Raw genomic sequence first — 19,138 nt, forward strand, 5'->3', positions numbered from 1 at the left:
GTGAGTGCTGATTGATATATGAATTATATTAGCTTCATACATATCTCAAATTAAATAATTTTCGATATTGAAATTACTTGTCACTTTTTTTAATGACCTTATCGGGCTTTTCATCAATTTTGAATATCGTGATATTTCAATAAAAGACCTAAGTTAATTAATGAAAATTTTTCATTAGTGCATGTTGTTTTACCTACTTTATCATTGTAGTAAGCTGTTTAATAATAGGCTAACTACAATAACTGAGGTATGAGCTATGAAAAAAACAATAACATTAAATAATGGTATCGAAATGCCTATCTTAGGGTTTGGTGTTTTTCAAATGACCGATAAGAAAGAGAGTGAAACAGCCGTACATGATGCAATTGATTCTGGCTATCGGTTAATTGATACAGCTGCAAGTTACCAAAATGAAACTGAAGTTGGTAATGCTATTCGTGCACATGGGATTGATCGAGCAGAATTATTTATTACGACTAAGTTATGGTTGCAAGATGCCAATTACAATGGTGCTAAGGCTCAATTTGAACGTTCATTAAATCGTTTGCAATTAGACTATGTTGACTTATATTTAATTCATCAACCTTATGGTGATGTTCATGGTGCTTGGCAAGCAATGCAAGAGCTTTATTCAGCAGGTAAAACTCGTGCTATTGGCGTAAGTAATTTTCAACCTGATAGATTAGCTGATTTAACTGCATTTCATTCCATTATTCCTGCCGTAAATCAGATTGAAGTTAACCCATTCCAACAACAGCTTGAAGCCGTGCCTTATATGCAAAAAGAGAGCATAACTCCTCAAGCCTGGGCACCGTTTGCTGAAGGGAAAAATGGTTTATTTACCCATCCGGTGTTAGGTCAAATTGCCGTTAAATATGGTAAAACAATAGGGCAAGTGGTATTACGTTGGTTAGCACAACGGGGTATTGCAAGCTTGGCTAAATCTGTGCGTAAAGAGCGTATAATTGAAAATCAAGATATCTGGGATTTTGAGCTTTCAGATAAAGATATGCAACAAATAGCAGCGCTTGATACAAATACAAGTCAATTTTTTGATCATCGAGATCCGGAAAAAGTAAAATGGTTAACTAGCCGGAGATTAGATGTTTAAATTTTTAGTTATTGAGGCTAATTTGATATAAATGGATTGACAGTTTCTTTGTAAGATTTAACTAATTTTTCCGCTCGTTCAACGAGTTTTTGACGTATATACTCAGGCTCTAAACAAATACATTTATGACCTAAGCTTAGTAAAATGCCATAACTGTAGTCATCATCAATAAAGTTAAAATCTACAAGATACTGTTGTCCATTTAATTTCTTAATATCTTTTTCATCACAAAAATCTAAAATACGTTCCAAAAGCGATTCATCTATTAGTAGTTTTATTTTAAAAATCTTTTTTTTCATATCCGTTTGGAATAAAGAGAACACTTCAGGCGGTGTCTGTTTAATAAATTTAGTGTTTGTTTTACAAATGTTTGACATTTTTGACAATTTAAATACACGAAAATCATTTTTAGTTCGACAAAAAGCTTGTAAATACCATTCTTTTTCCTTAAAAATAAGTTTATATGGCTCAATTAAACGTGAGGCTTGTTTATTCCTAACACTTAAATAATCAAACGATAAAAGCATTTGCTCTTTCAGTGCCAGTCTTATAATAGATATTTTGTTATCAATATTTTGTTTAGAAAACCAAGGCGATAAATCAACAATAAGTTGATTTAAGTTATTTGTCACTTCATCAAGTTCTTGTTCTGATAAAAAACTCTTTATTTTCTCGAGTGTTCTTAAATTTTCACTTTCTTTTAAAACCGGTGAGGATAATAAGTTGAGGCCTTTTAATAAAACAATGACATCTTCTTTAGTGAATAGACCTTTATTAATTTTATAATTTTTTAAAATACTTATTCCACCGGCACTTCCTTGATAGGTAATAATGGGTATTCCCGCTCCCTCTATAACTTGTATATCTCGGTAAATAGTACGCAATGATACATTTAATTTTTCTGCTAATTCTTTACCAGTTATTTTTTCTCTTTGTAGCAATACCATGATGGTAGTAATTATACGATTAATTTTCATGCTTTATGTTTGCAAAATAATTTAGATTGAATTTTAAATATGACATACAGTTGTCAGCAATGCTACATCAAAATAGAGATAACTAAAATTGATTGAACTAATTTTTATCACTAAAAGGAAAGAAAAATGTTTAAACCTAATAGCGTTATTGTTTATGTCAAAGATGTCGATGCTAGCACAGAGTTTTACACAAAAATACTAGAGCGCCCACCTGTTAAAACTTATCCTGGCTTTGCTGTATTTTTATTGAATGATAATTTTATTTTGGGGCTGCAAGAGGCTGATAAAATAACGCCAAAGGCACCCAATCATTATGGTGGTTTTGAGCTGTCATTTAGTGATGTAACAAAAAATGAAGTAGATGAGATTTATGCGACATGGAAAGAACTAAACGTCAAAATTAAACTCGAACCCCAGATGCTCGATTTCGGATACACATTTGTAGGAAATGATCCTGATGGTCATCGACTCCGTGTTTGTGCTACCGACACTTCAAAATTTGAATAAAAAATTATCTTAAGAAATTAAAACAATGGATGCTTTAAAAATTTTACTTAACTCATTGTTCTCATTAAAATTAAAAATAGACGGAGAAACCTAAACCGTCTTAAAATGAAGCTACAATTCTAAAAAGCTGACTGGCTCCACCACCAAACCTAATGGCGAGATAAGCGGCGAAAAGATTAAGTTGCTCCTTGAAAGTTGTGGTAATGTCAGTTTTTTAGAATGGATTAGGGGCCTGATAAAAAAGACGAAGCTATCAGGAGCAACAAAATTTAACATGGTTATTCTATGACAACATTTTTATTCTTCATAAAAGATGAAAAATTAGTGATTCTTGATAAAAATGAAATAGATAAAAATAAATTAGACAATAATATTTATAAAAAATTGGATATTGAGATTCAAGCTGAAAACGAAAAGGATGCCATTAAAAAACTGAAGAAAGAAAATACAGATAAATATAGTGAATTAAAAGAATTTATTTGGATGTTATATTTTCTTCGATTATTTCTTCTTTTTTACGGTAATGTTCATGGTGCGTAAGCGCATCATTCAGCAGGTAAAACTCGAGCTATTGGCGTAAGTAATTTTTAACCTGATCGATTAGCTAATTTAACTACAATCATTCCTGCTGTTAATCAGATTGGAGTTACCCCATTCTAATAACAGCAAGAAGCAGTGCCTAATATGCAAAGATTTACTCTCAATCTCTACTTTATAGAGTTTCTTTTCTTCATGGAGGCGAGCAAGATAGATTGCAAAGATTCAATATCTATTTTGCTTCCATTTGTAAATAATTCTTATATTAAAAAAATATTGCCTACCACCATTGTTTTTTTATCATTGATTATCATTTCTAATGCAAATATTATTCAGTTGTCGTAAAAAAAACGACTTTCAAAGCTACCCTTGAGAAGTTTAATTTCATTGGCAATATTATCATTTTTACCTTGATAAACGATAGATGTTTCATGCCTTACATAATCGCCTTCTCTTTGTGCGCTAAGCCAGTTAAATGAGCCTACACACAGCAGATCATTGTCTTTAATCAACAATTTACTATGTATATTTTTAACATATTTAGCTTCAATTCCTTTATTATTAAACTCTGTCATGATTTGAGACAGTTCTTTGTCTAATTTTTCTCGTTTTTCATTATTACAGTAAGAGAAATTTAGTTGTTTATCTGTATAGACAGAGACTTTGACGCCTTTTTTTACAGCTATTTCCATGATATCTAATATATTGGTGCTTTGAATAGCCGCTAATCTTATCCATGGTGAGACAATAAGTATCTCTTTTTCAGCATTTTTAATAGAATTTTGGAGAAATGCATCATGTTCTTTTACACCATTAAGAACCAGATAATCTACATTGCTTGAATTAGTTAAATCTTCCCTAGCGATATAGTTAAAAGACAATTCATTATCTTTATTGGCGAACAAGTATTTGGCTAAAATACCTCTCGGTGTTTTTAAAATGGGATCGAATATATCCATATCACCAAAGACTAAAAAGCTATCCCTTGCTCGTGAAATCGCCACATTCAACTTGCTAGGTTTCTTATCAATGAAATCGCCATTGGCATGTTTTGAATAAACAGGTGAAAAGATAATGAGCTTTCTTTCTGCTCCTTGTAGGGAGTTAATTGTGCTGACAGTTAATGAATCTTCTTCATCATCAATGTTTATACCGCATTTTGATTCCCTAATTACTCTTTTTATTTCTGCTACTTGAGCACCAAAGGGGGTAACAATACCAACAATTTTATTTATTGGCTCCTTGTATTGGTTTTCTAATATCTCTTTATTCTCTGTAAGCCATTTGGCGATGACTGTCGCTTCAAGCTTATTGATACGGCTTCCGGAACTGGCCTTTTGGCAGATACCATCAATATGTAAGTAACCTAACGCAGGAAACGTTGTCTTTTCAGATGAGCTTCCCCGCATTGGTTTAAGTTTGCCTTTATAGACTAATTCATTGCAAAAACCAATGATTTCATCGTAACAGCGGCGATGCTCATACAAAAACATTCCCGGCTCCATATCTTGATCATAGTGATATTTTGAAGCTTGTTGAGCAATTCTCATCACACTACCGGAGGAGGCCGTTTTTCCTAAATGTTTCAGAAATTCATATTCTTTTTCAATATCTGCACTACAAATAACTTTAGCGTTTTGCATATTACCGATATCGACTTTAGGTGGGATTGACCAAATAGGTTCAGTTTGGAATGTGTCACCAATAACCAATGCTTTTTTACTTAAGGAAAATGATGCTCCGGCCACCTCGGGTAAAACTTGTCCAGCTTCGTCCACGATTAGTAAATCAGCAAAATTATATAGGTAATTCTTTTTATAGTCTGCTCCAATGTAGGTAAATTTAGCTGGTAACATAAAAAAGGTAGAAACAATACAAGGGGTGATCTTCATTCGCAAATGCCAACGCTTCTTAGTAGGTATATAGCCAGTTTTTCTTTTCCACTCTTCTAAGTATGGAAGCAGTTCTTCCATATCCATTAACCAACGACCTTCCCAATAATGAGTTGTCAGTAAGAATACTTTAAAACGAATTTGAAGATCTGTAATACTGTCAACTTGGGTTAATGTTATTTCTTGGTTTTTATCAGTTATACCTAAAGGCTGTAATGCAACATTCCAATCATACAGAGACTTTTCCAACTTCAAGTAAAAATCATCTATCTCTTTCATAACTTTTTTATTTTTTTGTATTATAAGCTTCTGTGAGTCAATTTTACCTTCAACGAACAGGGAAATGCTGTTTATCGTTTGCCATTGACGTTGTGCTTGTTCGGCAGGCCATATTTTTTTAAGAAAAAGCTTGGCTTTTAATAAACGTTTTTGAGCTACTGGCGGTATCCATGAAAATAGTGAATACCATATGCTTTCATTGGCAAGATATTTCTGCCATGATGTCTCTACATTTTGCCAGTTATTTTTTGTTTCTTGTTCAGTTTGCAACAGTTGTTCATATTTAGCTTTAGTTTGTGTTATAGGCTCACCATAAAGCTGTTGTATTGTTTGGTGTATGTTTAATAAGTTTAGCCATGAATTTTCAATTTGTTCTAATTTAGCAACTTCTATTTTTAAAGTTTGGTGAAGTTTATTAATGATATCTTTGACAGAACAATTTTTTACATCTAACTCAGGAAAAGCTTTTAGAGCGCAATTGATATAGTGCTGTTTTGCCTTATCATAGTATTGATGAGTTTCAATATCAGTGAAGAAAGATTCGGTATGATATATATTTTTAACTTTATCAACTTTACTTATAGAAGGGTAATAGGCACCAAAGCTATCAATGTCGGGTAACCATCTTCCTGCAAAAAATCCTTTCCCTACAGAAAAGTCTTTTCCAAAAGCATCGATGACGTTGGTAACAGCTTGATTATTGGTGGAGGCAGCTACGATGACCGGCGGTTCACTTTTATCTAATGCATGTTTTGCCCATAGTGAAGCCACTACAGAAAGTAGCATTGTTGTTTTTCCTGTTCCTGGTGGACCATTCACAGCTAAAATTTCCCCATTTTCTGTATTTAATAAATGATTCAGTGCATCTCGTTGTGCGTCCGCTAAAGGGAATTTATCGCCTGAATGAGCCAAACGTTTTGAAAAAAGGCTATTGCTAGTTAAACAAGGTTGTTTTACAGTTGCCTGTTTTGAGGCTAATTTGCTAAAAAGAGGAATGTCATCAGTAGATTGACGTAACTGATCATATAATGAAACTATATGCGTTGCTGCATTTTTGACAATATCTTTCTTGATAATATAACCGTAATTCAAAAACTCAAAAGTATTATCACTTTCAAGCCAATCTTGGGCAATGGTTTTTAGTAGTGAATCACAACGTTTTAAGTAGGTATTCCAAGCAACAGCATATTCTTCATCAGTTAGTTCGCAATTTCCTTGCTCATCTTCTTGATAATTAATACCTGACACAATATTGGATGTTAAATAGCCATCAAGGCTATCTATTGAACTTATTGAAAAGGAGCCTTTTACCAACGGCTCTAAAATGTCGCGGGATATGGAAGTTTGATTCCAAAGGGGATATAGTCGGCCATTTCTCGCCAATAATGCATTGGTCGCTATTGGTACAACATATTCCGGAATATCTTTTTTAGCATAAGTATGTTCAGTTCTATTTCGATAAATTCGGGGTCTCAATACAATCTCAATAGTTCTGCAATCCTTTGACTCATCTTGAAAAAGCTTTTTAGTTAACTCATCACTAATCTGACCTTTTTCCCATACAATTGAGTCACATGTGATAAACTGCTCAATGTCCTTGCTATCCAAGCCACCTTTGGCAAAAATAGCATCGACTAAAGAATTTCGCCAATAACCAGCAAAAAATTGAGCATTTTTGTCCATAAATTATCCTTTTTTATCTAGTATCCATTTAAAAAATATCTACGATAGTAAGTAATTTTATTATTTATTAAATTAATTATTCTTTTATTGCTTTATTAAATTTATGCATTAATTTTTTATAAAAATAGTTGAAGTTACTCTTGTAAATATATAGTCATTTCTCAGATTGATAGATTGAGAATCGATTTTTTAAGTTTAAAACCTTATTTATTTTGCAAAAGCATTTATGTAACTATAAGCGCTTTCAGTTATCTGTTTTAGAGTGGTTTTGTTTGTTGTTTTTAGTCGTTTGATAGCAGCCTTCAATCTAATTTTTCAGCATTTTTTGAAAATTATCCATATAAAAATGATTGTTCTATCTTCTATTATTACTTACATCATATTCACTATCAAATCTAATGTAAAGAATGCAAAAACGGTATTTTTAGTTTGATGTTATTCAAAATACGTTACTTATGATGAACTATTGGAGAGATATTCCGACAATTTTGGCACCATTAGGTGTAACATGTGTTTTGTTGTATGATTTACCTAAATCTCAACTGGCATCTGAATATGACAAAAGCGGTAAACAACGGATCCCGACCACAAATAGAAATAGTTGTAGAGTAAGTTCAAAAAAGATTTATCATGCAGGTAGTGAATATTTTTCTGAACAAACCTTGTTTGATTAATAGGGTGAAAAAACAAATATTATTTATTATAATAAATAGAACTTATAATCATTTTTACCGGAATGAATGAAAATATTGCAAATAAAATCCCATTTTTTAGAGAAAACTTAATTATTAATAATATGAAAAATTTAATTTTAATTTCTTGTATATGTATGTTTTTTATTGGGTGTAGTGAAAACAAGACTGCACATGAATTTACTATTAATGGTGGAATGATAACTTTAGATACTAAAAAGAACAATGAAAATATACTCAATATCGAGTTTGGAGATGATATAGTACTAAGTTGGGATAGTCTTGAAGATAATTTTATTATTGATCAATATTATATGGATCTTAAAAAAGATAAAAAAAAATAAAAGTCCTTCTAGACAATATTACAAACAATCAATTGGTTAATGTAGAAACAAAATTAAAATCAACAGAACTTAAGAAGGGTGATTTAGCGTTTTTATATTTAATAAAACTTGATAAAATATATTATTTCGAATGCTTACAAATTCAGTTTGATGTTTTTTCTAAAAATTCTTCATATCCAGATTCTCTTGTAGATTATTTAGAAAATAATCGTAAAGAAGCTCAGAAAAAAATGAGTATATGTTTGCATAAAAAAGGCTATATCTAGATAAATTTACTTTTTTCCTTCCTTCGTGCCAATCTTACACAGGTATGACCTGCGTAGGATTTAACAATGAAGCACAGTGAGGCGCTAGTTATAAGGACTTGAGTGTTACAAGTTACCCCAATTTTTAGCTTATTCAGCCTGTCTGCCTTGTGTAACCGTTTTTTCAACTAAAACGCTATCCAGTGCATAGCAAATTCATTAAAGGTAATAGAAGTATCTTCTATATCTTTTTTTGAGGATTCATTCCTTGTAAAAGTTGCTGCCGTATCACAATGAAATCCCATTTAGGCTAATTACTTCTTTAAATTATTGCTGTTTAATTAGTTCTATTAACTATGGGCTAGCTAGCGATTTTGTTAAATGAATAGGTGCTTTACACTTAGGAGCTTTAATTATTCTCTCATTGTTTATCTAAAATATCCTTGCCTATCTAAGAATAGTATTTTACTTAATAGTGTCAGGCAGTTTACTAAGTAGAAATTAAGCATTTTTCTTCACATTCCGTAATTAATATTAAAGATGTTAAATGTTAGCTAATTCCTCTCAAGCGCAATGGTTTTATTTTAGTAGGATCAATATTACAGCTCTTTAATTATTAAGGCTAGTTATATCAATATGTTTCTATATAATATATGGTAGTGATTATTGAAGTTATATTATTAAAGGATTTTCGGCATGACTTATCAGTTTAGTAAGCCACGTTGGATGCGTGATTTAGTTAGGTTTTTACATTTAAAGAGCCAGTTTTTATTGTCAGGAAATATTAGGGATTTACAAGCGTGTGAAGTGGAGCCAGGGGTTATTACACCACAAACATTTGAGTTAGCGTTATATCGCGCTCTGCGCGGTGTGGGGTATAGTCAAGTACTGATTTGGGATCCTTTATCGGGGTTTTATGGTTTACAAACACCTGATTTACCAGCTATTGATATTGATAAATTATTACAACAAATAGGACTAACGCCAGAAAAAGGGCGGGCTGCTGCTGGCATTGATTTATTGGGAAATGTCTTAGAGAATTTTGTTAATCTTAACGGCGAACCTGTTGCATTAATTATTGATTTTGCCTCTCAGCTGACCGTTCGTGCTGATAACTTAAGTGCGGCAGAGCATCAGCTGTTTACGCGAGCATTAGTACTCTCTCATCGAGCGAGTACAAGACCAGCTGGCACTAGTCGTACGCCGTTTTTTAATACTGTACTTTGGTTGGTCGAAAAAGAGGGGGATTTACCTGACTGGTTATTAGTGAATAATCCACGAATTCGTCATATTCCAGTTTCTAAACCAGACAGTGCCGCTCGTCGAGCATTAGCCTCTAGATTAATAAAAGGTATTTCAGGTTCGCAACAAACTACGCCTGAATTGCTGGCAAAAGCGGAAACAACCTTTGTTAACAGTACAGAGGGGATGTTATTGCTGGATATGAATGCCATTACAACATTAGCAAAAGTAGAGAAACTGAGCATTGATGATATCAATGATGCCGTAAGGCGCTATAAAGTAGGTGTCACGGAAGATCCGTGGCAAAAAATTGATCGTGAAAAAATAGTACAAGCAGATAACTTTGTGTATCAACGAGTTAAAGGGCAAAATCATGCAGTTGTCCATATGCTCGATATTATAAAGCGAGCGATCACGGGTATTGGTGCTAATCGAAGAGGTAATAGACCTCGTGGTGTAGTTTTTTTAGCAGGTCCAACAGGTGTAGGTAAAACTGAGCTAGCCAAAACAATTACCAGTTTACTCTTTAATGATGAAAGCGCATACATTCGCTTTGATATGTCTGAGTTTAGTTCAGAGTTTTCAGATCAGCGTTTAATTGGTTCACCTCCCGGCTATGTGGGGTATGATGTAGGAGGGGAGCTAACCAATGCAATACGTGAAAAACCGTTTAGTGTCGTATTATTTGATGAGATTGAAAAAGCTCATCCTCGGGTTATGGATAAATTTTTACAAATTTTAGATGATGGTGTTCTAACTTCTGGTCGAGGTGAGCGTGTTTATTTTTCAGAGGCACTCATCATTTTTACATCCAATCTTGGAATTTATAAACTGACCGAAAAAGGTGAACGCATTCCTAACGTTACTGCTAATGTTCAATTTGATGATGTTCAAGCCAGAGTAAAAAATGAAATTGAGCGCCATTTTAAATTTGTCTTAAATCGTCCCGAAATCTTAAATAGGATAGGCGAAAATATTATTGTCTTTGACTTTATTCGCCCTAGTGTGGCGGAGCAAATATTCCAACAAATGATTGATGGTGTGATTGAAGATTTACAATCACAAGGGTTAATTTTATCATTTACCCCAGAAGCATTAGACAGTTTGCGAAACATTGCTTTAGCTGATTTATCAAATGGAGGTCGAGGAATACGTAATCACATTGAGGCTTATTTATTAAATCCATTGGCTCGTGAGTTGTTTAAGTTAAACCCTCAAACAGGTCAAACATTAGTGGTAACTCAGTTGCAAATAGGACAATTAATTTTGGAGTAAATGGTGTTAACAGTTGGTATCTCGCGTATTCATTTTCCAGTAACAACACTAGGACCAGGTAGGCGACTTGGTATTTGGTTTCAAGGTTGTAGTTTACGTTGTGAGGGTTGTATTTCAGTTGATACATGGGCAACAGCAAAAACGTTAATTCCAATTGAACAACTGATGATGAAGCTTTCCTCTTACCTACCTTTGATTGATGGGATTACTATCTCTGGCGGGGAACCGTTCGATCAATTTGAGGCGTTATTGGCTATTGTGGTTCAGTTACGCGAAAGAACAAAGGTCGATATTTTAGTGTACACAGGGTATGCCGTTGAAGATATTACCGACCAGTTACAGCAAATTAAACCTTACATTGATGTGTTAATCAGTGACCCCTTTCAACGGCAGAGTTCACAAACTTTAAGGTTAAGAGGTAGTGATAATCAAAGGTTACATTGTTTTACCTCACAAGCTGTAGAAAAATTTGCCTATTATCAGCAAGCAGTTACAACTGAGGATAAAGTATTAGATGTCATGTTTGATGCAGAAGGTGTTGTCTGGTTTGCCGGCATTCCTAGGCGCGATGATTTCGTAAAATTACAAACTCTTTTAAAGCAACAAGGGCACCAGATAAGAGTGACCGCTGATAAAACAAAGTATTAAGGATTTCAGAATGGCAATGATGCGGTTTTGTCCTAATTGTCAAACAGAGCGATCTCTTCATGAGATTTTCTGTGAAGGGACTATTAACGATGAACCCTGTGGTTGGGATTTGTCATCAGTAACTATTAGTGAAACAGGATGGCGCCCCCAGAGCGTTGTAACGGTCAATGATGTGTTGCCAGAAATCACAGTTTCACATTGTGTTAATGGCCATATCATGGATACAGGTGATTTAATTTGCATGGAGTGCGGTGCTGATTTAGCCGAGATAGATAATTCAGAAAATCCAGAACGAATATCTTCTAACCATGAAGAAACCATAACAGAGTCTGATATTACAACCATTGATGATTGGCAGTTACTGCAACTTATTAGTCAAACAGATGGCGTGCGTGAACGTTATTTGGTCAAAAGATTACATGATGAAAAACGTGCAGTTCTAACGCTCTATCATACTGGTGCTGAGCCAAATATTGATGTATATGAAGTCTTGCGTAACCTTCCTCGTGAGCATGTGCCAGAAATTATTACTAAAGGTCGTTGGAACGACCAAGCTTATGTTGTGGCTGAAGAATTAACAGGTGGAGTATTAGCTGATCTGGGGATGGTCATTAATGATATGGATACTATTCGCCATGTCATGACAGAGCTAGGTCAAGCACTAAATGCTTTTACCGCAGCCGGTTTACGTCATTGTGATTTAAGACCTAATAACTTATTAGTGCGAACAAAAGAACCTCTGGATTTAGTGATCACGGGGTTTGGTTCAGCAAGGCTCTCAGAGTTTGATCTAGAAGTCATATCGCCTTTGGCAACTACTTTTTATACTGCGCCAGAAGTTGTAGCAGGTGGTGTGAGTGTCGCTTCTGATTGGTGGAGCTTGGGCGTTATTCTACTAGAGCAATTGACACAAGGTAAATGCTTTGAGGGCGTAAATACACAAGCGTTTATCATTCAAGTACTGGCTAGTGGTGTAGATATTCCAACCACATTAGACCCTCGGTTACAGTTGCTATTAAGAGGGCTATTGACTAAAGATCATCATCGTCGCTGGCAATGGTCTGAAGTTCAAGCGTGGATTAACGGCGAGGATGTAGCTGCTCCAGAAATTGTGCAAGCGGCTGCGCAAGAAGTTGATCTCGATAAGAGTATTTCCTTAGGTGGAAAAAGTTACCATAGAGTTAAATTATTTGCATTAAATGCAGCTAACCCTGTTAATTGGCAAGAGGCGACAGAGCTTTTGTCTCGAGGTAATTTGGTGACATGGTTAGAGCAAGCAGATTTTGACGCCACGAGTCTAGCCACTATCAGAGAGGTTATGCGTAAGCCGGATTTAACATCGGATATGCAATTGATGGTAGTATTAAAGATTTTAAATCCTGACATCCCACTCATTATAGCCGGTAATATTGTAACGCCAAATTGGTTATTGCAACATCCTAGTGATGGATACCAGCTTATTTCAGGAGTTATTCCAAGTATACTAAAAGCGTCTGAGGTGTGGTTATGGCATTTACATGAGCGAGCTAATACAGTTCGTCAGCGAGCTTTGAACTTACAAATAAAACTTGATGAGGAAGTTTTAAGAATCCATTTGTTATCTGCTTCTCGAGCCCAATTAGCAGCCATATGGTCGGAAAAAAGTGCCCTGTTTCCGGATGCAAATAACGCAGGGTTACTGTCATTATTAGAGCGACGTATCATTAGCGAAGAGGATTTCATTGTTTTACTCAGTGCTGAGCTTGGACAGTTTAAATCATTAGATACAGTACTTAAAGAGTCACTCAAATTAGGAAAGAAATTAAACATTGATATTGTTGATGATGAGGCGTTAAGAAGGTTAATCGCGCAACCACGTTTGACTCTTTATCAACAGTTAAATGAACAAATAGAGGGGTTTGCCAGCACGGGGGTGGATGAAGTCGACCAATGGGCAGAACAATACCGTCTTGAAAAACGCATGCCATTACCGAAATTGTTGGTTTTATTAAGTATTGGACCTGAAAAATGGGTTAAGCCCCACAAACGGCAGTATACCTCTCAGATTATTGATTTTTTCCATAAAAAAGTCACTACGTCTATATTAAAAGGCCCTTTAGTGAGAATGCGTCTAGGAATGTACACTGCGCGTGTCGATATTAATTTATTAGGTACAGAAAGAACGTCTGCCAATAAATTGTTAGATCATATTGTACAGCGCAATAGCCGACCGCAAGCTATTGATCTGGAAGCCTTTCAAGCCAACAACTTTATCGAGTATCAATTGCGTAATTTATACCGTCAATCCAATCTCTGTAGAAGAGATACAGGGATTAATGGATTGTACATGGGATTCCCTTTTTTGCTTTATCAAGAGCCTAATAGCAATCGATTACCTCGTATTGCTCCGCTATTACTTTGGCCCATTACACTTAATTATGATATGGGCGTTCCCAATCGTATTACTTTAGCATTTGATAATGAACGTGAAGAAATCAGGGTTAATCCTGCATTAGAAGGTATATTGGGAAAGGCGTTGTATGAAGATTGGAAAAGCGTTATAGATGAGTTATTAGCGAGATCTGCGCTGACGACACTCGAAGTTATGGATACATTAACTAATTTGGGGAGTGTATCGTCTCGGCAAGTGCAAAATCTACCTATTAATTTTGACACTGAACTTAGTGAAGTCTGCATTGCATGTTCGGCTGTGTTATTTGATGTAAACTTTTTAGGTCAATCCATCGGTGAAGAACTTAACCGTTTAAAGAAATTATCACCTGTTAATACTGCGTTAGAAACAGCACTACGTTTAAAGCCTTATCAAGCAGTTGCTGAAATTCCTGAAAAGCCGGCAGAGTTAGATCGCTATTTTTCAGTGTCCAGTGACCCTTCGCAAGAAAATGCCGTTTTGCAAGCACGACAAGACTCAGGACTCTTAATTGAGGGGCCTCCAGGGACAGGGAAAAGCCAAACCATTGTAAATATGGTGGGCGATGCGATTGGTCGAAATAAAACTGTGTTGATTGTTTGCCAAAAAAAAGCTGCCTTAGAGGTGGTATATAAACGCTTAGCTGCTGAGGGGCTAGATTCTCGAAGTATTATGGTCAATGATGTTAATGCAAATAGAAATTCGGTGATTAGTAGTATACGAGAACAACTGGGATTATTATTTAAATTTCCTGAAAGAACGGATTGGATCGAAAAGCGTAAGCGAGTTGCAGCCAAAATTACAGATTTAGAAAATCGTTTAGATAGTCATCACGAGGCACTACATCAACAAGATCCTCAAACGGGGTTAAGCTATAGAGAATTGATTGCTGATTTAATTGGTGTTAATAAAAACTATCAGTTATTTGCAGCACCTCAAATAAGATCAGTGATAAGTGATTGCGATCCACAACAGTTAATAGCATTAGAAAATGAGTGTGCACCACTAGTGCGTTTTTGGTTGCCAGCCTGTTATGAAAATAGTCCTCTAATTCATTTAAAAGCATTTTCCCATGATTTAGCGACACTAGAAGATTTTAAAAAATTCTTTACCCATTTTTTAAGTGTTGAACAGCTAAGAATGAGTAAGTTGACTAATTGTACGCGCTTTGAAGTAGACAACCCAAAACCCTACCAGCAATGGATTGAAGCAGAGGGGGATCATTTTCTGACGATCTCAGAAAGTATTCGTGCACGTTTAGTAAAATGGTTGACTTTTTTTAAGTTGGGTGCTGATTCTTCCTCTGTATTAGAAGGCGATTTACTGATTAACCAACTGACTCTATTGAAAGAGCGCTTAGCACTGTTAAATGAAAGCTATTGGTGTGATTTATCCCTTAAACTTTGTTTGTTAGAGTTAGATGTATTAAATGATTTATCAAATAAAGCTCGACTGATGTTAATGCCTAGACCATGGTATAGTTTCTTAAGTATTAAACGTTATAGATCAAAACAGGCATTATTAGCATTTTTAGCATCACAAGGCGAACTGCCGAATTTGGAGGGCATTCCTAAGCTTTATAATGCATTGGTGCTTGAGCAAGAATATCGCCCCATTCGTCAAGAAATACAGACTATATGCGCTAGACTACAATTGCCTGTGCCTGATAACCGTACAAACCTTAATATAAAAAATGTCGTCAATGAAACATTAACAAGTTTGCAAGAGGTAAAAGAATGGGCTAAAAGAATTATGTCAGCACCTCACTGTGAAGAAGTTGAAAAGTCAGTCCTACAAGGTAAAGTGGCATTCGAACACTTATTAAATGATTATCATACCGCTTTTGAAAGATATGCTTCACGTAAAGCTTCTTTAGAGGCATTATTGCCGTTAGTGAGTTATTTTGAAGATACTCTCTATGGAAACTGCAAAACGTCCATCGAAAAAAATGAAATTTCTCCGCTGTTGCTGATAGAAATTAACCGTGTACTCGATACCATTGAAGCTTACCAATATTTTAGAAAACGTGTTCCACAATTATCAACCAAGGCTATTAAGTTGTTTGAACGTTTAAGGCTCTATCAGGAAGAATTAACTCATTTACCCACTACAGCGCTTGATAAAAGTTTTAGACAATTATTAAATTATGAGGCTAAACAGACATGGAAAGCGCGTATTGAGCAAGATAACCCTGTATTGCTAACCAATGAGGATGAAATTCAACAACAAATTCAGGCTTTAGCCAAAGCTGACGAAGAGATCCGTGAATTAAATAAAACCTTATTTACGCACAATATTCCTATCGGTAAGTTAGCGAGTGCTAGAGAATGGGAAGATATTACACGATTAACTGGGCAGCGTGCAAGAAGATTGCGTGAGTTTGTAGAACAAGGTGTGCAGTTAGGGCTTATGAGTTTAAGACCCATTTGGTTAATGAATCCTGATATTGTGAGTCGGCTATTGCCTTTAAAAGCAGGCTTGTTCGATGTGGTCATTTTTGATGAGGCTTCACAAATGCCTGTCGAATATGCAATACCATCACTTTATCGCGCTAAAGTGGCTGTCGTGAGTGGGGATGAAAAGCAAATGCCACCTAGCTCTTTCTTTAGTGCTCAAGCAGAGCTTGAGGAAGATTTAGATCTTAATTTAAGCGCTGAATTAACCGATGAAGAACAACAAGAGGTATTACAAGGCAAATGGGACTCAAAAGAAATTACGGATTGTCCTGATTTATTACAACTTGCTCGTTCAGTATTACCAACTACAGGCTTGCAAATTCACTATCGTTCGGAATATCGAGAGTTAATTGATTATTCGAATGCTGCTTTCTATATGAATCAACTAAATATACCCGTTCGGCATCCGTTAGAAACGATTAAACAAGCACAGCCTTTAGAGTATATATGGGCTAATGGAGTATATGAACAACAAACAAATTTAAAAGAGGCCAAAAAAGTTGTTCAAGTGGTGGACAATATTTGGCAGCAGTCATCGGGCAAACGTCCTTCTATAGGCGTCGTTACATTTAATAAAAAGCAAGCAGACTTAATTGAAAAGTTCTTTTATGAAAAAGCAGCTGAAGATGAAACGTTTGCCACCATCTTCAAAGAAGAAAATCAACGTATGGACAACGGCGAAGATATGTCCATTTTTATTAAAAATGTTGAAAATGTACAAGGCGATGAACGTGACATTATTGTGTTCTCGACAACTTTTGGATGCAATGAGAAAGGAATCTTTAGACGTAATTTCGGCGTATTAGGACAACAGGGGGGAGAAAGGCGGCTTAATGTGGCCATTACACGAGCTCGTAAGAAAATAATTTTAGTCTCCTCAATGCCGATAGACGATATTTCTGATATGTTATCTGGCAAACAGAGCCCAACTACACCTAGGGATTATTTACAATGCTATTTAGCTTATGCTAAAGCATTGTCAGAAGGTAAATTTGACTACAGTAAAGATCTACTTAATCGAGTTACGGGTTATAGCCAGTTTGTTATTGATAGAACAGAGACTATGCAACAAGATGCTTTTCTTGATGATGTAGAAGCCTATATCCAGTCTTTGGGGGTAGGATATATGCGTCAATCAGGTAATGGGGTATTCGCGTTAGATTTTGCGATTGAAGACCCAGCAACGAAGCTATATAGTATTGGGGTTGAATGTGATGCACCTATTAACGTATTGTTAAATCATGCTAGATCACGTGAAATTTGGCGACAATCGGTTTTAAAACGTGCAATTCCTAATATCATACGTATTTCATCACATAATTGGTATGAAAATAAAGAACAAGAAAAGAAACGTTTAAAAACGTTGGTTGAAACTGTATTAACACCCGAGGTAAGTCAATGAGTGGCCCAAAAGTTGTCAGAATTGTTACGCTAGAAGAAATGACGGCTACCAGCAAAGGCTATTTGGCCCGTCTGGATCAATCGATAAAACAATGGCAAAAATCAATGGATAAGCTGAGTGAAACAGATGAAAAGTTTTATGAAACAATCGTTGCAAAACGGAAAACCTTTGATCATATGTTAGAAGAGCAACGTTTCTCAGATATACAAAAACTTGTGCCGATTGAAATAACCAGTCTAAATGACGATATTGCACAACGTCGACAATTAAAGGTCGCAGCAAAAAGTCAGCAAGCTATTGAAGAAAAACAAGCAAAAGAAAATATCAAAGCTCTGGTTAATTTATTAAATAATAAACAAGTAGTACTCTCCGATCAATTCAATAACGAATTACAACAAGCGATTAAAGGTAAATATCAGGGTAATATTAATCAGCTTTTAACGAAAGTCTTTAATTTACTCACGCCTAAAAACACCAAAGAACTTTCACAAGAGCAACAAGCTTTGCTCAATCGTATGGTAGTAGATGACACCACGCAAACCTTTGCAAGCTGGTTAGAACAACAAAATATTGCATTGCAAAAAGACCCTTATATACAAAAAATTGAACACTATCTTGCAGAGTTATCACTTGAACAAAAAGAAGTTTATGATGTATTTATTGAGCGCTTAAACAACATTGAGCAGGAGTTGCAACCTAGCCGTAAGAAACTACTGCTTGATAGTATTGTATTAGACTTAGCTCAAGCGGTTAATGAGGCCAAGGAACGTGGTGTTTTACAAGCACAATTGGAATTATTAATCGCTGAATTACAACAAAAAACAACGGAGCCTTTAGATTTTGATTTTAATAAACTTGACACGATGAGTGTTAAAGAATTGAAAATATTAATAGATAATTGCGAACATACGCTGGCAAAAATCAAAGAAAAAACAGAAGCGATGTACAGACAACAAGTTATTTTACAGGGATTGGCTAGCCTAGGATATGAAGTACGACACGGAATGGATACACAGTGGGCGAAAGATGGGCGATTAGTTTTGCGTAATCCTTCTACACCTGGTTACGGCATAGAGTTAGCCGCTAACGCTGAGGTGGCACGCATGCAGGTACGAGCAGTTAAATTGACTTCCGAAAACAATCAACAACGTGATAGTGATATTGAAACCCTTTGGTGCAGTGATTTTACCAAATTACAGCAATGGCTAGCCAAACAAGGTTCAGACTTAATTATTGAAAAAGCATTGCCGGTTGGTGCCGTTCCTTTAAAATCTGTTATATCAGAGGAAATTGATTCTTTACAAAAAACGACGGAGCAAAAAACTTTATCTTCTAAAAAAATCTAAAAACAGTATCTTCTGGAAAGTTATTTTGTTTTTGTGGCAAGTTGAACATTAGGTAAATTGCTAGATAATTCTGAAGATTTTTGGGTTTATGA

Annotated in this window: 11 protein-coding genes; 9 read left to right on the forward strand and 2 right to left on the reverse strand. The window is 35.2% G+C overall.

Features of this window, described 5'->3' with window-relative positions:
• Positions 1-256 precede the first annotated feature (256 nt).
• Entirely contained in the window at positions 257-1,111 is an 855-nt protein-coding gene (locus J3U18_RS05915; RefSeq protein WP_267353222.1) for an aldo/keto reductase, read from the forward strand.
• Between the two features lie 17 nt (positions 1,112-1,128).
• On the opposite strand, the gene J3U18_RS05920 is transcribed toward J3U18_RS05915, so the two are convergent.
• Positions 1,129-2,088 (reverse strand): helix-turn-helix transcriptional regulator, encoded by a 960-nt coding sequence (locus tag J3U18_RS05920; protein ID WP_267353223.1) that lies wholly within the window; start codon positions 2,086-2,088, stop codon positions 1,129-1,131.
• Positions 2,089-2,214: 126 nt separating this feature from the next.
• Here J3U18_RS05920 and J3U18_RS05925 point away from each other — a divergent pair, with 126 nt between their 5' ends.
• Entirely contained in the window at positions 2,215-2,595 is a 381-nt protein-coding gene (locus J3U18_RS05925; protein ID WP_267353224.1) for a VOC family protein, read from the forward strand.
• A gap of 285 nt (positions 2,596-2,880) precedes the next feature.
• A complete protein-coding gene (locus tag J3U18_RS05930) occupies positions 2,881-3,135 on the forward strand; it encodes a hypothetical protein (RefSeq protein WP_267353225.1) in 255 nt (84 codons plus the stop codon).
• 329 nt (positions 3,136-3,464) lie between these two features.
• Here the strand turns inward: J3U18_RS05930 and J3U18_RS05935 are convergent, their stop codons facing one another.
• Positions 3,465-6,986 (reverse strand): AAA domain-containing protein, encoded by a 3,522-nt coding sequence (locus J3U18_RS05935; RefSeq protein ID WP_267353226.1) that lies wholly within the window; start codon positions 6,984-6,986, stop codon positions 3,465-3,467.
• 455 nt (positions 6,987-7,441) lie between these two features.
• Here J3U18_RS05935 and J3U18_RS05940 point away from each other — a divergent pair, with 455 nt between their 5' ends.
• The 6 genes from J3U18_RS05940 (at position 7,442) to J3U18_RS05965 (ending at position 19,046) form a co-directional block, all read left to right on the forward strand.
• A complete protein-coding gene (locus J3U18_RS05940) occupies positions 7,442-7,660 on the forward strand; it encodes a hypothetical protein (RefSeq protein WP_267353227.1) in 219 nt (72 codons plus the stop codon).
• A 62-nt stretch (positions 7,661-7,722) separates the two neighbouring features.
• Complete coding sequence (locus tag J3U18_RS05945; RefSeq protein WP_267353228.1) at positions 7,723-8,022, forward strand: hypothetical protein; 300 nt, start codon at positions 7,723-7,725, stop codon at positions 8,020-8,022.
• A gap of 941 nt (positions 8,023-8,963) precedes the next feature.
• Positions 8,964-10,784 carry an AAA family ATPase gene (locus tag J3U18_RS05950; RefSeq protein WP_267353229.1) on the forward strand — a complete coding sequence of 607 codons (1,821 nt, stop codon included), beginning with the start codon at positions 8,964-8,966 and terminating at the stop codon, positions 10,782-10,784.
• Between the two features lie 3 nt (positions 10,785-10,787).
• Positions 10,788-11,432, forward strand: coding sequence for a 4Fe-4S single cluster domain-containing protein (locus J3U18_RS05955; RefSeq protein ID WP_267353230.1), 645 nt, complete (start codon positions 10,788-10,790; stop codon positions 11,430-11,432).
• A 10-nt stretch (positions 11,433-11,442) separates the two neighbouring features.
• A complete protein-coding gene (locus J3U18_RS05960; protein WP_267353231.1) occupies positions 11,443-17,700 on the forward strand; it encodes a protein kinase domain-containing protein in 6,258 nt (2,085 codons plus the stop codon).
• Positions 17,697-19,046 (forward strand): hypothetical protein, encoded by a 1,350-nt coding sequence (locus J3U18_RS05965; RefSeq protein WP_267353232.1) that lies wholly within the window; start codon positions 17,697-17,699, stop codon positions 19,044-19,046. The genes J3U18_RS05960 and J3U18_RS05965 overlap by 4 nt, the downstream gene beginning before the upstream one ends.
• Positions 19,047-19,138: the final 92 nt, after the last annotated feature.

Origin of the sequence: Gilliamella sp. B3482 (assembly GCF_026536805.1) — a bacterium.
GTDB classification, from domain to species: domain Bacteria; phylum Pseudomonadota; class Gammaproteobacteria; order Enterobacterales; family Orbaceae; genus Gilliamella; species Gilliamella apicola_E.

Excerpts from the sequence above, each read along its gene's own strand:
- J3U18_RS05915 (WP_267353222.1), top strand. The coding sequence starts at position 257 with ATGAAAAAAACAATAACATTAAATAATGGTATCGAAATGCCTATCTTA.
- J3U18_RS05920 (WP_267353223.1), bottom strand. The coding sequence starts at position 2,088 with ATGAAAATTAATCGTATAATTACTACCATCATGGTATTGCTACAAAGA.
- J3U18_RS05925 (WP_267353224.1), top strand. The coding sequence starts at position 2,215 with ATGTTTAAACCTAATAGCGTTATTGTTTATGTCAAAGATGTCGATGCT.
- J3U18_RS05930 (WP_267353225.1), top strand. The coding sequence starts at position 2,881 with ATGACAACATTTTTATTCTTCATAAAAGATGAAAAATTAGTGATTCTT.
- J3U18_RS05935 (WP_267353226.1), bottom strand. The coding sequence starts at position 6,986 with ATGGACAAAAATGCTCAATTTTTTGCTGGTTATTGGCGAAATTCTTTA.
- J3U18_RS05940 (WP_267353227.1), top strand. The coding sequence starts at position 7,442 with ATGATGAACTATTGGAGAGATATTCCGACAATTTTGGCACCATTAGGT.
- J3U18_RS05945 (WP_267353228.1), top strand. The coding sequence starts at position 7,723 with ATGAATGAAAATATTGCAAATAAAATCCCATTTTTTAGAGAAAACTTA.
- J3U18_RS05950 (WP_267353229.1), top strand. The coding sequence starts at position 8,964 with ATGACTTATCAGTTTAGTAAGCCACGTTGGATGCGTGATTTAGTTAGG.
- J3U18_RS05960 (WP_267353231.1), top strand. The coding sequence starts at position 11,443 with ATGGCAATGATGCGGTTTTGTCCTAATTGTCAAACAGAGCGATCTCTT.
- J3U18_RS05965 (WP_267353232.1), top strand. The coding sequence starts at position 17,697 with ATGAGTGGCCCAAAAGTTGTCAGAATTGTTACGCTAGAAGAAATGACG.